Here is a 13,696-nt window from a genome sequence, read left to right as displayed (position 1 = left end):
CGTTGGGTCGTTGCCACGATTCGACCCCAAGTTGTAAGATGACCGACCCGATCCTTGATAACCAGAACGTCCCCGCGAAGAGGGACGTCCCTGCCCGCGACTCCCGTCTGGACCGCGGCGATAATCATTTGTCATACTCAGCTACCGTCTTATTACTGGACAGCCGCAGCCGAGCTAGCGCCCGCGGCTGCATCCTGCGAAAAATCAAGCGTAACGCTCTCGCTGGGCTCCACCATGCCATAAGCGCCCGCAAGATCGCGAATGCGTGTATCGGCACCATAAACAGAGTGCATGACCTCAAGGTCAGAGCTCTCATCGGTCGCCTTCTCGAGCGTGTTGGTAAGCTCGGCGTTGCTGTTGAGCACCTGGGCCGTAACGCTTGCAAGCGCCACGCGGGCGACGCCAATCGTCATGAAGATAGCCGCAATGATGCAAAACGTTTTAAGAACGCTCATGAAAACCGGGCTTACCGCCTGGTTTGCCTGACGGCCCGCGCCCGTGTAGACATCAAAGCGCGGTGTGCGCTGCTCACGAGGAGCAGCGGGCGCCTGCGGTGCCTCGCGGTAGGCGGGCATGGCGTTCATATCATAGGCGAGCGCTGCGTTTGAGGTGTTGTAGCCCATGATATGCCGCCTCCCATCCCGAGTACGTTGGTAGTGTGTTTAAGCTTCGTTTATGGTGCGAGCGGGAGGTCCAATATCGCGCGCGTAACGCTACAAGCGCTCCGCCACGCGGATTTTGGCTGATCTCGCCCGAGGGTTGCGCGCAACCTCATCGGGTTGGGCAACCAAGGGTTTGCGGGTGATGACCTTGAGTATCGGCACGTTGCCGCACACGCACACCGGAATCTCCGGCGGACACGTGCACCCCTGGCTCATCTCCTTAAAGTGGTTCTTTACGATACGGTCCTCGAGCGAGTGATACGAGATGACGCAGATGCGTCCGCCCGGGTTGAGCCACCTGGTGGCGGCGTCAAGTCCTCTCTCGAGCACATCGAGTTCATGATTGACCTCGATGCGAATGGCCTGGAAACTTTTCTTGGCCGGGTGTCCGCCATGCCGACGAGCGGCAGCCGGAATGCCAGCCTTGATGATCTCGACAAACTGACCGGTGGTTTCAATCGGTTCGGACTCGCGTCGACGCACGATCTCGCGTGCGATCTGCGAGGCGAACTTCTCTTCACCATAGACGCGTAGAATCCGGGCGAGGTCGTGTTCGTTATAGGTGTTGATGACCTCAGCTGCGTTTAGGGTGTTGTTACCCGGATCCATCCGCATGTCCAATGGGGCATCTTCGTTATACGAAAAGCCCCTGCCAGGGATATCGAGTTGCGGTGACGAAACGCCCAAGTCGAACAGGAAGCCATCGACCCCGGGCACCTCGGCCGAGCAAAGCAGCTCGTCCAAGTCGCCAAAGTTGCCCTTCAGCAGCTGATGCGAGACGCCGGGGACCTCGCGGTCCAGACGGGCACCAGCGGCCTCGAGGGCCATGTCGTCCTGATCGACGCCAAGCAAAAGACCCGTCTCCCCCACCTGCGCGGCCATCTTTACCGAATGACCGGCACCGCCAAGGGTGCAATCGCAGACGACAGATCCGCTCTTTAGCTGCAGCGACTCAAGCACTTCGCCGAGCATGACAGGTTCATGCCGATATTCTTGTGTCAAGATCCCACGCTCCATCCGTTACTCATGCCTTGCCCTTACGAGAAGAAGAGGTCCAGCAGAGCCTCATCGTCATCGTCCTCATCGGCCGTAGCACGGTCCCAAACCTCGAGGTGGTCGTAGTTGCCCACAACCGTGACCTCGCGGTCGAGGTTCGCCTGCTTGCGGAGAGACTCAGAAAGACCGATACGACCGGCGCTGTCCACATCCATCGAGGTGGTGCGCTTGTTGATCGCCCTCATGAGTTTCTGGTCGTTGATGTCACGCGGGTTAAAACCCTCGTGGCCCTCACGACCCGCGAAGAGTCCTTCGACCCACTTATCGAAGGCCTCGGCAGAGAACACGTACAGAGCATCGACATCCAGGGCTTTGAACACGCGAACATGCTCTCCAAGCTCCTCGCGAAGGGGTGCAGGCAGGGACAGACGACCTTTTGCATCGAGATTGCGCTCGTATGCACCCGTCATTCCCATGTGCGCCCTCCCCTCGGTTACTCAGATGGCACGTACGCGGGGAACCACCCCGCCTGTCGACGTCATTAATAATATGGGGAACTGCCCCATTTTTCAACATCTTTCCCCACACCTTCCCCCACAACACCCCACCACTCCACCCTCTATATGCTGTAAAACACCCTCGTTCATATGTTCGAAAACACAATATGTTGTGTTTACAGCAAAGCCGGGATGCCATCTGTAGCAGCCCGGCTTTCAACCTCAACCTTCAAGTTGACCTTGAGGCGAATTTTGTGTCCCTTTACGCGCCGTTCACATCGCCCCCCAAACTTCCCCACCAACGTCACGCGCGACCCACCGGCGCATCGGCGCAAGACAAAAGATGGGGCGGACCCCAGATTGCCGATACGCGCACAAAACCGCGTCACGACAACCTGGGGTCCGTCCCCCATTAGTTGTAAATATGCAGGTCAAAGAGTCGCTAGCGATGCGCCAACGGATGAGCCGCCAGGTAGACCTCGGTCAGCTGCGTGCGGTCGACATGCGTGTAGACCTGTGTGGTCGAAATGTCGGCATGTCCCAAAATCTCCTGTAGCACGCGCAGGTCGGCACCGCCCGCAAGCATATGGGTCGCAAAGGAGTGACGCAAGGTATGGGGATGAAGCCCCACCAGTCCCACCTGACGCCCGTATCGCTCGCATATGACGTGAACACTCTGACGCGACAGGCGACCACCGTTCTTATTTAAAAAGACTGCCGGCGTCTTTGACCCGCGGGCATGAGCGGCCAGGCGCCGACGCCCATCAGCAATATATTGAGCCATAGCCCGTGCGGCACTTCCCACGAGTGGGGCAAGCCGCTCCTTCGAGCCCTTGCCGCGCACCAGCACAAAGCCGTCGTCAAAATGGACGTCGCCCACATCGAGCCCCACCAACTCGCTCACGCGCAGGCCACATCCATAGAGCACTTCCAAAATGGCATGGTCCCGCAAACCCATCTCCCCTTCCGGGAAATCTTGGTCGAGGAGCGCCGAGACATCCCCTACCGAGAGATACTCCGGAAGGCGCTCCGCCTTTTTGGGCAGGCGCAGTGCAGCCGTCGGGTTTTGGGCGACGATCCCATCGCGAACCAAAAAGGCATGCAAACCTTTCACGGCCGCAACTGCACGCTCCACCGAGGCATCGGAGTAGCCCCCGTCGCGCCGATCACCGACAAAACCCTCTATTATCTGACGGTTCACGCCTTCAAAGGACTCAACACCGGCCCGCTCCAGGTAGGAACAGTAAGTCGTCAAGTCACGACGATATGCCGCGATCGTATTGCGCGCCAAGCCTCGCTCGACCGCAAGGTAATCAAGATACTCCCCCGTCACCGTATCGAGCAACGAGGGAGTATCTTCGGTATGTCTTTCGTTCGCTGGCACCCTTAGTCCGTCGCGAGGTTCATGGGCGTCACCTGCAGGCGATCGACACCCTCGTGCTGGCCAATCGAGGCGCGCACGAACTCGCGGAACAGAGGCTGCGGCTTGGTCGGACGGCTCTTAAACTCGGGGTGGGCCTGGGTGGCCACATACCACGGATGCACGTCACGCGGCAGCTCGACCATCTCGACCAGACGCTCGTCAGGCGAAAGACCCGAGATAACCAAACCCGCGTCCTCGAGCTGGTCGCGGAAGGCATTGTTGAACTCAAAGCGATGACGGTGGCGCTCATAGACAAGCTCCTCGCCATAGGCCTCGCGCGCAAGGGTATCGGCGGCGAGCTTGCACGGATAGGCGCCCAGGCGCATGGTGCCGCCCTTCTCGGTCACGTCCTCCTGCGAGCTCATCAGGTCAATTACGCTAAACGGACCGTCCGGATCGAACTCGGAGGAGCTAGCGCCGGCAAGGCCGACCACGTTGCGGGCAAACTCGCACACGGCGACCTGCATGCCCAGACAAATGCCCAGATACGGAATCTTATGCTCGCGAGCAAACTCGGCAGCAAGAATCTTGCCCTCCAGGGCACGCTTGCCAAAGCCGCCGGGCACCAAAATGCCCGATGCGTCGCCCAGCACCTCGTAGACGTTCTGCTCGTCGAGGCTCTCGCCGTCGACCAGCTGCACGTCCACATGACGATCATAGAAAACGCCTGCATGATGCAGGGCCTCGATGACCGACAGGTAGGCATCGGGGAGCTGGGTATACTTGCCCACAACGGCGATCTTGACCTTGTCGGCATGGTGGTTGGCATGATTCTGTTTGCGCAGGAACTCGTTCCACTCGCTCATGTCGCGCTCGCGCGGGTCCAAGCCCAGGCGCTCGCAAATGCGCAGGTCAAAGTCCTGCTCGGCGAGCAGCTGCGGCACGTCGTAAATACTCGCGCAATCTTCGTTGGTAAAGACGCAGTCGGTATCGACGTCGCAGAAGCTTGCGATCTTGCCACGGATGGCATCGTCGATATGGTGATCAGAACGCAGCACAATGATGTCGGGCTGAATGCCAAAGCTGCGAAGCTCCTTGACCGAATGCTGCGTGGGCTTGGTCTTGACCTCGTGCGCGGCGGCGATATAGGGGACGAGCGACACGTGGATGTAGCAGACGTTCTCGGGACCGGCCTCTTTACGGTACTGGCGGATGGCCTCCACGAACGGCTGCGACTCGATATCGCCAATCGTGCCGCCCAGCTCGGTGATGACCACGTCGGAACCGGTCTGCTCCTCGATGCGGCGGAATTTATCCTTAATGGCGTTGGTGACGTGCGGAATCACCTGAACGGTGCCGCCTAAAAAGTCACCGCGACGCTCGCGGGCAATCAGGCTCTTGTAGATAGCGCCGGTCGTAAAGTTGGAATCACGGGTAAGATTCTCGTCAATAAAGCGCTCATAATGGCCCAGGTCCAGGTCGGACTCGTAGCCATCCTCGGTCACGAAGACCTCACCATGCTGAAACGGGCTCATGGTGCCGGGGTCGACGTTCAGATACGGGTCGGCCTTCTGCATCGTCACCTTGTAGCCGCGTGACTTGAGCAGACGGCCCAACGAGGCCGCGGTGATGCCCTTACCCAAGGACGAAACTACGCCGCCGGTTACAAACACATGCTTGGTCATATTGAATTACCTGCGCTTCCCGTAGAAGTTTTCCATTCACATCTTACGGGTCTTCATTGTAATACTCGAAAAGCAAGCCGCTCGCTATTTTTCACCCGCATGCCCGCATTTCTCCATCTCGAAACAAAACACCGCCCAAGTAGCTTTGGGCGGTGCAGGCTCGTCGAAACTGCCGTGTTGTTACCGATCGGCAGTCTCATCCTTCAACATATCTTGAACAAGCATGCCGGCACGAACACCCTTAAGGTACCACTCACCTCGCCCGGTCAGGCATATGCCGTTTGCAAGCTGGCCGCCATCATCGTTATAACGAGAAACGACCTCGATAAGGCCATCAGAATCCAAACGGTCGATTGCAGCGCGGGCACGATACGGCGAAACCCCTACGCACTCGGAGAGTGTCTTGCGCGAGAAACCGTACGGCACACCGTTTCCCTTAGATTGCCGAGCAATCTCCATCAGCACCAGCACCTCGACACGCTTCATATCGTTGACACTCGCACGACCCTTGCCCGCCATGGCAGCCTCCTCAAACCGAGCACGAGCATCAAAAGCACCGCGCATGACCGGCGCATCCCTCGATGGCCGGTAACATCCATCATGGGTAGCCCCGCAAAGGATGTATCCACTGAGGTAATTGTATACCGCGCAAATCGCTTTTGGGCAGGTAAACGGCCTAAATTTCGGCAAATATAGCCCTAAAACCCCCTAAGCGCCGCATCGGGTGCGCACTCCGATGCGGCGTCTCATCTCAATCTTAGCGATGGAAGAAACCGCGGCGCTCAAACTTGGGCTCACAGCACACGTTAATGCCCAGCTTGCGCAGCACCGTCTCGTCCGTAGGCGAGATAATCACGCTAAAGAAGGCGTCGCAGCCGCGCAGCTGCTCAAGACCCGAAAGAACACGAGTAGCCGTCTCGCTCGTGGCCGAGGTGATAGAGAGCGCCATGAGCGTCTCGTCGGTGTGGAGACGCGGGTTTTTGCTGCCAAGGAAATGCGTCTTGAGCTTGCTGATAGGCTCAATCGCCTCATCGCTGATGACCTCGAGCTCAAGATCGACGCCCGAAACATGCTTAAGCGCGTTCATGATGAGCGAGCTCGCGGCACCCAGACGCGTTGAGGTCTTTCCGGTCACTACCGAACCGTCCGGCATCACCATGGCACCCACGGGACCGCCCGTCAGTTGCTCCCTGGTGAGAGCAGCCGAGCGTGCCGGCGAATAGTTCTTGTCGATGCCGGCTTTTTTCATAATGAGTTTGAGACGGTCGACCTGCTCATCGCCCACGCCAGTACGGCGCACGCTTTCAACCGCGGCAAAATAGCGGCGCACGATCTCCATCTTGGAGGCATCTCGGCATGCATCGTCATCGGTAATGGCAAAACCGACCATATTGACGCCCATGTCCGTAGGGCTCTGATAGGGGCTCTCGCCCAAGATCTTTTCCATCAGGGCGCGAACAACCGGGAACGCCTCAACGTCTCGGTTGTAGTTGACCGTGGTCTTGTTATATGCCTCAAGGTGGAACGAGTCGATGATGTTGGCGTCATCGAGGTCTGCCGTGGCAGCCTCATAGGCAATGTTCACCGGATGCGTGAGGGGGAGATTCCAGACCGGGAAGGTCTCGAACTTGGCATAGCCGGCAGCGGTGCCATGCTTGTGCTCGTGATACAGCTGCGACAGGCAGGTGGCGAGCTTACCCGAGCCAGGGCCGGGCGCCGTCACGACAACGAGCGGACGCGTGGTCTCGACAAACTCGTTCTTGCCGTAGCCTTCATCAGAAACGATCAGGTCAACATCGTGCGGATAGCCCTCGATGGGATAGTGCAGCTTGGCGGGAATGCCGAGCGCGTTTAGACGATTGCGGAAGACGTCGGCAGCGGGCTGACCGGCATACTGCGTGATGACCACGGCGGCAACGGCAAATCCGTTCCCGCGGAACAGATCGACCAGACGCAGGACGTCCTCGTCATAGGTAATGCCCAAGTCGCCACGGGCCTTGTTCTTCTCGATATGGTTCGCATTGATTGCGATGATGACCTCGACGTCGTCGGCAATGCTCTTGAGCATGCGGAACTTGCTGTCCGGTTCAAAACCCGGCAGCACGCGGCTCGCATGATAGTCATCGAACAGCTTGCCGCCAAACTCCAAATACAGCTTGCCGCCAAACTGCGAGATGCGCTCCTTAATGTGAGCAGCCTGCAGCTCGATATACTTCGCGTTGTCGAAACCCTGGCGCATGTATGGCTCCCGTCCCGTTTCCATTTAATGTCCTAGGCGATTATAGCGGAGCAGACCCTCCCCCACCGACGAGGCCGGAGCAGCTAATTTGGGACGGGGCTTTTTTGACTACCCCCACATAAAGGGGTAGTCAAAAAAGCCCCGTCCCAAATTAGCTGCCCCAAGCGCACTTCCCCTGCACCAGCAATGGCAACATCGCAGGTTGAGCATAAGTCAGACACGGGCGCCAGAGCGAGCAAGCTGCTCCCTGCACCAGCAAGGGAAACGTCGCAGGTTGAGCATAAGTCAGCGAGCGCCGTCCAGAACGTACAAGTTGGCATGAAAAAGGCAAGGCATAGACCTTTTGGTCATGCCTTGCCTTTTGAATGACAAATTGTCGTTCTGGGCGGCGCGCAGCGTCAACTGGTTGCGCGGTTCGTAGAACCGCGCAACATAAGAGCGCCCCCTCCCGCGCACGGAACGGGAGGGGGCTAAAGGTAGGAGTCTACCGGTGGGTGACCCCACCGGACAGACGATGACCAAGTGATCCTCTACAGGATCGTCAAGGTTTCCGTGGGGCACCCGTTGGGTACTTAGATCAACACGCAGGCGACAGTCAGGATGATGGCGCAGACGACGGAGAGAACGACGATGAGCTTAAGGGCAAACTTGAGCCAGGTCGTCCACTCGATCTTGGCCAGGGCGAGACCGCCCATGATGGCACCGGAGGTCGGGGTGAACAGGTTCACGACACCGATGGCGGCGGAGAAGATCATGACCATGACCTCGGGCGAGAAGCCGAGCTTAACAGCCAGCGGTCCCATGATGGGCATGGAGACGGTAGCCATACCAGAGGTCGACGGGATCAGGAAGGACAGGCCGAAGTAGACCAGGAAGCTCATGGGAGCGAAGATCACGCCGGACAGACCAGCCAGGGCATTGGCGGCAGCGTCGAGGACGTAGACGTCGAGACCGGTGTTGGCCATGAGGACGGAGATGCCACGGGCGAGGGCGATGACGAGAACAACGGACATCATGTCGGCAGCGCCGGTGATGAAGGTGTTAACGATCTGCTTCTCGGACAGGCCACCGATGATACCGATCAGGATAGCCATGAGGAAGAACCAGGTGGAAGCCTCGTCGAAGTACCACTGGCCAATGGGCAGGCCGGTGATCAGGGCAGACCAGCCCTGGACGACGGTGTTACCGTCGGCATCGTAGACAGCGCCAGCGTCAAAGAAGTTGGCAACGCCCTCGTTGAGGTCGGCCAGCGGAATGAAGCCGACGATCATGACGACGAAGGTGAAGGCAAAGGCGATCAGAACACCCTTCTGACGACCGGTGAGCTTGACCTCCTTGTTAACCTCGGAAGCAGCCTTGCCGTGAGCCTCTTCGGCGTCCTTGAGCTCCTGCATCGAAAGGATGGTGGAACCCTTGTCAGCCTTGACCTTCTTGGCATAGCCCATGACGAAGAAGATGGAAATGGCCGTGGTAACAATCCACAGGACGGCACCGAGGCCGATGATGATGGACTGGTTGACCTCAATGCCAACGCCGGTCAGAGCGTCGACGGCAGCGCCGACGGCGAACGGGTTAACCGTGGAGCCCAGGCAGCCGCAGCCAGCGCCGAGCAGGACGGTAGCAGCGCCGACCATGGGGTCGAAGCCGGCAGCCATCATGGTAGCGGCGAGCAGGGCGTAGAAGGGAACGGTCTCCTCGCACATACCATAGGTGGTACCACCGAGGGAGAAGATGAGCATAAGGACAGGAACGAGCATGATCTCGTTGCCCTTAAGCTTCTGCACCAGAACGGCGATGCCGTTGTCCAGAGCGCCGGTCTCGGTCATCATACCGAGGAAGCCGCCCAAGATCATAACGAAGAGGCAGACGGGCAGAGCGTCAGCGAAGCCCAGAATCGGGGCGGTGCAGAAATCGCTCAGGCGGGCTGCAGTAACAGCGCCGCCGGACGTGCCGGAGACGATAACGGTAATCACTGCAACAATTGCCAGCAGAGCTAGAAGAATGGTGAACGATGAAGGCATACCGCGCTTTTTCTTAGCGGTCTCAGTCATAGTTCTCATCCCCCCTTCATAAATCATTTAGCTTTCTCGCGCGAAGCGGATCTTCCGTGCCGTGCCCACCGCCCGACGCAAGATATTTACCAGACAAACCGCTCGGGGTGTGCAGCAATACACCCCGAGCGAAATGCTTAAAGGCTCTTACTTGAGCGTTGCGTACATGACAGCCTTGATGGTGTGCATGCGGTTCTCGGCCTCGTCGAAAACCTTGGAAGCAGGGCTCTCGAAGACCTCGTCGGTGACCTCCTGCTCGGTAATGCCGAACTGCTCGCACTTCTCGGCGCCAATCGTGGTGTTGGTGTCGTGGAAGCTGGGCAGGCAGTGCAGGAAGATGGCACCCGGGTTGGCCATAGCCATGACCTCGGAGGTGACACGATACGGGGTGAGCTGAGCGATGCGCTCGGCCCAGACCTCGTCAGGCTCGCCCATGGAGACCCACACGTCGGTGTAGATAACGTCGGCACCGGTGACGCCGTCCTTGACGTCGGTGGTCAGCTTGATGGTGCAGCCGTTGGCCTCGGCGATGGGCTTGCAGGCCTCGATGACATCGTCAGCGGGCATGCACTCCTCGGGGCCACAGGCCACGAAATTCATGCCGAGCTTGGAGCAGACAACCATGAGGGAGCGAGCAACGTTGTTCTTGCAGTCGCCCATGAAGACGAGGGTCTTGCCCTTGATGTCGTAGTTGAAGTTCTCCTGGACGGTCAGGATGTCGGCGAGCATCTGGGTGGGATGCCACTCAGTGGTCAGGCCGTTCCACACGGGCACGCCGGACTTAGCGGCGAGCTCCTCGACGTCGTCCTGGGCAAAACCACGGAACTCGATGCCGTCATACATGCGGCCGAGAACGCGGGCGGTGTCCTCGATGGACTCCTTCTTGCCCATCTGCGACGAACCCGGATCGAGGTAGGTGACGCCCATGCCCAGATCCATGCCGCCGACCTCGAAGGCGCAGCGGGTACGAGTGGAGGTCTTCTGGAAGAGCAGAACGATGTTCTTGCCCTCGAGATAGCGATGCGGAACGCCAGCGCGCTTCATGTCCTTGAAGTTCTTGGAGAGCTTGAGCAGGTACTCGATCTCCTCGGTGGTGAGGTCGAGGAGCTTGAGGAAGCTACGGCCGGAGAGGTTAACACCCATGGTTCGTTTCCTTTCGAAAAAATAAATTACGCAAGTATTAGTGTTGCCCGTTTGACGGGCGAAACCGGTGCGGTTGTAGGGGGACCGCACCGGAAACGGAAAGACTTAGAGGTCCTCGCGCCAGAAGGGCATGCTCATGCAGCGCGGGCCGCCACGGCCGCGGGAGAGCTCGGCGGAGGGCACGACGAGAAGGTCCAGGCCCTCCTTGTACAGCACGTCGTTGGTGACGGTGTTGCGGGCGTAGACGCAGATCTTGCCGGGCTCGACGCACAGGGTGTTGGAGCCGTCGTTCCACTGCTCGCGGGAGGCCGCGATCGGGTCGCCGCCGCCGCAGGGGATCAGCTTGACCTGGTCGACGCCGGTGGCGTCCTCCAGGACGTGCTCGAGGGTGTCCTCGATCAGGCGGATGTTCACGTCGCCCGGGTTCTTGCCGGCGGTCAGCTCGTAGACGCGCAGGGTGCCCATGATGGCGGGGTGGATCGTGAACTTATCGACGTCGATCTGGGTGAAGACCGTGTCGAGGTGCATGAAGGCGCGCGAGACCGGGATGTCGAAGGCCAGGATGCGCTCGACCTTGGAGTCGGAGTTCCAGAAGATGTTCTGGGCCATGACGTCGATAGCGGCGGCCTGGGTGCGCTGGGAGATGCCGACGGCGAGGGTCTTCTCGTTGATGTTCAGCACGTCGCCGCCCTCGGTGTGGAACTGGCAGTCGCGGCGGAAGTACAGGGAGACGTCCTTGTAGTCGGGGTGGTACTTGAAGACGTACTTGCCGTACAGGGTCTCGCGGTTGCGGGTGACCGAGTACATGCGGTTGAGGTTGACGCCCTCGCCGACGACCGCGAACGGGTCGCGGGTGAAGTAGAGGTTGGGCATCGGGTCGATGATCAGGTCGGACTCGGACTCGGAGTTGACCAGGGAGTCGAGGGTCGTGGAGGCCGTGAGGGGCATCTCGATCTCGGCCTTGGTCATGCCGGCCATGGTCTTCTTGACGAACTCGAGGTTGTCCTCGATGGAGTCCAGCTTCTCGCGGACGATCTGCGGCATGTGCTTCCCGCGGATGCCGGCCTCGGCGATGTACTGGTCGGTGAACTCGGCGCGGGCGCCGGGGACCTGGTCGAACACCTCGGCGACGAGGTTCTCGAGGTAGAGCACCTCGACGCCCTGGTCCCTCAGGATCTGGGCGAAGGTGTCGTGCTCCTGCTGCGCGACCTCCAGGAACGGGACGTCGTCGAACAGGAGCCGCTCGAGCTCGTCGGGCGGCAGGTTGAGGAGCTCGTCGCCGGGACGGTGCAGGCAGACCTTCCTGAGCTTGCCGATCTCGGAAGGCACGTGCAGACCTTTCGTCATGGCCTCCTACCTTTCTTTCGGGCCCTTGTCAGGGCCGATTCGTTAGCGCCCCTCCGTGTGAGGCGTTATTGCTGACGACATATTTATATCCAAAATCAACCCATACTTCCACCTTGCCCCCGAACGGTTTTTTATAGGGGGTGAACGGCATACACATATACTTCACGCATGGCACACTTTGATTTAATAAAGTTTATTTACGTGCTTAAACGCGTTTTCAATCCAAAAATCAAATGGAACTAAACTTTGTTAAACCACCCTCAGATTGCATATTTCGTGCAACGATATGAATAGAATTCGCAATTCTTGCTGTCTCTCAACCATTTTCATTTTTATTCATAAAAAAGTTTGTCCTATTCATTTTTAGCAAACAGATTACCGTTTACCAGACGTTGGATACCGTTCACCGGAAACTTAGTATAAGGCCCGTCGAATACCCGATCGATCTTGCGTCCCCATTTGTAACAACTTGACTTTTCCGGCGGCAAAGACATGCAGACCCGCTCCCCAAAAGGGAGCGGGTCTGCATTCGGTACACCTAGGGCCAAGTAAGGTTTAGTCCTTCGAGGGCCTCAAGGGATTAGCGATCGAACTCGGCCAGAGCCTCGCCCAGAAGCCTCAGGCCCTCGCGAAGAACATTTTCGCTCGCGCAGTAGCCCAGGCGTGCGCCGCAGGGAAGCTCAAAACGGCTGCCGGGCACCAGCAGCACTCCCCTCTCGGACAACAGGCGCTTGCAGAACTCCTCGTCGTCCTCGGGAATATCAAGCTGGATAAACGAGGTAGACACGCCCTGCGGGGCCGTCCAGGAAACGCGATGTTGCGTATCGATCCAAGCCTGCGCGATATCGCGATTGCCAGACACGATCTTGCGGTTGCGCTCGAGAATCTTGTCCTTGTGCTCAAGCACATAGGTCGCCAGGGCATCGTTGAACACGCCGCCGCAGATCATGGTGTAATCGCGATAGGTACGGATGCGATTGGACACCTCTTCGTCGGCCACGACCCAACCCACGCGGGCTGCAGGCGTCGAATAGGTCTTAGACACCGAGTTGGTGACAATGGCCTTCTCATACACGTCGACCATCGACATAAAGGACTCGGTGTTCTCGAGCGGCAGATACACCTCGTCACACAGCACGTAGGCGCCCACCGAACGGGCGATCTCGGCAATCTGACCGAGCGTATCGGCATCAAGCACCGTACCGATGGGGTTCGATGCGTTATTGATGCAGATGAGTTTCGTGTTGGGGCGAACCAGGCGCTTGAGTTCCTCGATATCGGGCTTCCAGCCGAGCTCCTCGCGAAGCTCCCAATACTCGACCTCGGCGCCCAGTGTACGCGGGATCTCGTAGAGCGGCGCATAGGTAGGCCACTCGGCAATCACGTGGTCGCCGGGCTCGACAACGGCCATGATGGCGTTGAGGTTGGCACCCGTGCAGCCATTGGTCTGAAGAATGTGATCGGGATTGACCTCGCGACGATAGAGCTTGGCGACCTCGGCCTTAAAGTCGGGCGAGCCCTCGATCCAGCCGTAGTTCATCTTCTCGCGGTCCAGGCGCTCGTAGAAGGTAGCGCCGTCCTGCTCGTCGAGCGCGCGCAACTCGCCCATGGTAAGCGACGAGATCGTCGACTGGGCGATATCCCACGTAGCGCTCTTCTCCCAAACGTTGAGCCATTCCTCAACGCCGATTGTCTTGATATCCATGGCTAGGC

General features: G+C 58.8%; 11 protein-coding genes. All 11 read right to left on the bottom strand.

Annotation, left to right across the window (positions count from 1 at the left end; translation table 11 throughout):
- Positions 1–152: 152 nt before the first annotated feature.
- The 11 genes from ACTQX9_RS04860 to ACTQX9_RS04810 all read right to left on the bottom strand — a co-directional run bounded on the left by ACTQX9_RS04860 (position 153) and on the right by ACTQX9_RS04810 (position 13,688).
- Complete coding sequence (locus ACTQX9_RS04860) at positions 153–623, bottom strand: hypothetical protein (RefSeq protein WP_427719178.1); 471 nt, start codon at positions 621–623, stop codon at positions 153–155.
- 90 nt (positions 624–713) lie between these two features.
- Positions 714–1,679 (bottom strand): 16S rRNA (cytosine(1402)-N(4))-methyltransferase RsmH, encoded by a 966-nt coding sequence (gene rsmH / locus ACTQX9_RS04855; RefSeq protein ID WP_441540636.1) that lies wholly within the window; start codon positions 1,677–1,679, stop codon positions 714–716.
- A gap of 20 nt (positions 1,680–1,699) precedes the next feature.
- A complete protein-coding gene (locus tag ACTQX9_RS04850; protein WP_035137949.1) occupies positions 1,700–2,134 on the bottom strand; it encodes a division/cell wall cluster transcriptional repressor MraZ in 435 nt (144 codons plus the stop codon).
- A 463-nt stretch (positions 2,135–2,597) separates the two neighbouring features.
- Entirely contained in the window at positions 2,598–3,539 is a 942-nt protein-coding gene (gene xerD, locus ACTQX9_RS04845) for a site-specific tyrosine recombinase XerD (RefSeq protein WP_441068155.1), read from the bottom strand.
- Positions 3,540–3,541: 2 nt separating this feature from the next.
- A complete protein-coding gene (locus ACTQX9_RS04840; RefSeq protein ID WP_441540635.1) occupies positions 3,542–5,203 on the bottom strand; it encodes a CTP synthase in 1,662 nt (553 codons plus the stop codon).
- 180 nt (positions 5,204–5,383) lie between these two features.
- Positions 5,384–5,767 carry a hypothetical protein gene (locus tag ACTQX9_RS04835; protein ID WP_154515229.1) on the bottom strand — a complete coding sequence of 128 codons (384 nt, stop codon included), beginning with the start codon at positions 5,765–5,767 and terminating at the stop codon, positions 5,384–5,386.
- A 193-nt stretch (positions 5,768–5,960) separates the two neighbouring features.
- Complete coding sequence (locus tag ACTQX9_RS04830; RefSeq protein WP_154515227.1) at positions 5,961–7,442, bottom strand: DUF1846 domain-containing protein; 1,482 nt, start codon at positions 7,440–7,442, stop codon at positions 5,961–5,963.
- A 572-nt stretch (positions 7,443–8,014) separates the two neighbouring features.
- Entirely contained in the window at positions 8,015–9,502 is a 1,488-nt protein-coding gene (locus tag ACTQX9_RS04825) for a YfcC family protein (RefSeq protein ID WP_441540634.1), read from the bottom strand.
- 138 nt (positions 9,503–9,640) lie between these two features.
- Positions 9,641–10,636 (bottom strand): ornithine carbamoyltransferase, encoded by a 996-nt coding sequence (argF, locus tag ACTQX9_RS04820; RefSeq protein WP_006234279.1) that lies wholly within the window; start codon positions 10,634–10,636, stop codon positions 9,641–9,643.
- A 105-nt stretch (positions 10,637–10,741) separates the two neighbouring features.
- Positions 10,742–11,983, bottom strand: coding sequence for an arginine deiminase (arcA, locus tag ACTQX9_RS04815; RefSeq protein WP_427719159.1), 1,242 nt, complete (start codon positions 11,981–11,983; stop codon positions 10,742–10,744).
- A gap of 580 nt (positions 11,984–12,563) precedes the next feature.
- Positions 12,564–13,688 carry an aminotransferase gene (locus ACTQX9_RS04810; protein WP_441040929.1) on the bottom strand — a complete coding sequence of 375 codons (1,125 nt, stop codon included), beginning with the start codon at positions 13,686–13,688 and terminating at the stop codon, positions 12,564–12,566.
- Positions 13,689–13,696 lie beyond the last annotated feature (8 nt).

The organism is Collinsella sp. LCP19S3_F2 (genome assembly GCF_052121015.1).
GTDB lineage: Bacteria > Actinomycetota > Coriobacteriia > Coriobacteriales > Coriobacteriaceae > Collinsella.
This window is presented reverse-complemented; position numbering and strand designations above follow the sequence as displayed.

Coding starts and splice junctions, on each gene's coding strand:
- ACTQX9_RS04860 (WP_427719178.1), bottom strand. CDS start 623: ATGGGCTACAACACCTCAAACGCAGCGCTCGCCTATGATATGAACGCC.
- rsmH (WP_441540636.1), bottom strand. CDS start 1,679: ATGGAGCGTGGGATCTTGACACAAGAATATCGGCATGAACCTGTCATG.
- ACTQX9_RS04850 (WP_035137949.1), bottom strand. CDS start 2,134: ATGGGAATGACGGGTGCATACGAGCGCAATCTCGATGCAAAAGGTCGT.
- ACTQX9_RS04840 (WP_441540635.1), bottom strand. CDS start 5,203: ATGACCAAGCATGTGTTTGTAACCGGCGGCGTAGTTTCGTCCTTGGGT.
- ACTQX9_RS04835 (WP_154515229.1), bottom strand. CDS start 5,767: ATGCGCGGTGCTTTTGATGCTCGTGCTCGGTTTGAGGAGGCTGCCATG.
- ACTQX9_RS04830 (WP_154515227.1), bottom strand. CDS start 7,442: ATGCGCCAGGGTTTCGACAACGCGAAGTATATCGAGCTGCAGGCTGCT.
- ACTQX9_RS04825 (WP_441540634.1), bottom strand. CDS start 9,502: ATGAGAACTATGACTGAGACCGCTAAGAAAAAGCGCGGTATGCCTTCA.
- argF (WP_006234279.1), bottom strand. CDS start 10,636: ATGGGTGTTAACCTCTCCGGCCGTAGCTTCCTCAAGCTCCTCGACCTC.
- arcA (WP_427719159.1), bottom strand. CDS start 11,983: ATGACGAAAGGTCTGCACGTGCCTTCCGAGATCGGCAAGCTCAGGAAG.
- ACTQX9_RS04810 (WP_441040929.1), bottom strand. CDS start 13,688: ATGGATATCAAGACAATCGGCGTTGAGGAATGGCTCAACGTTTGGGAG.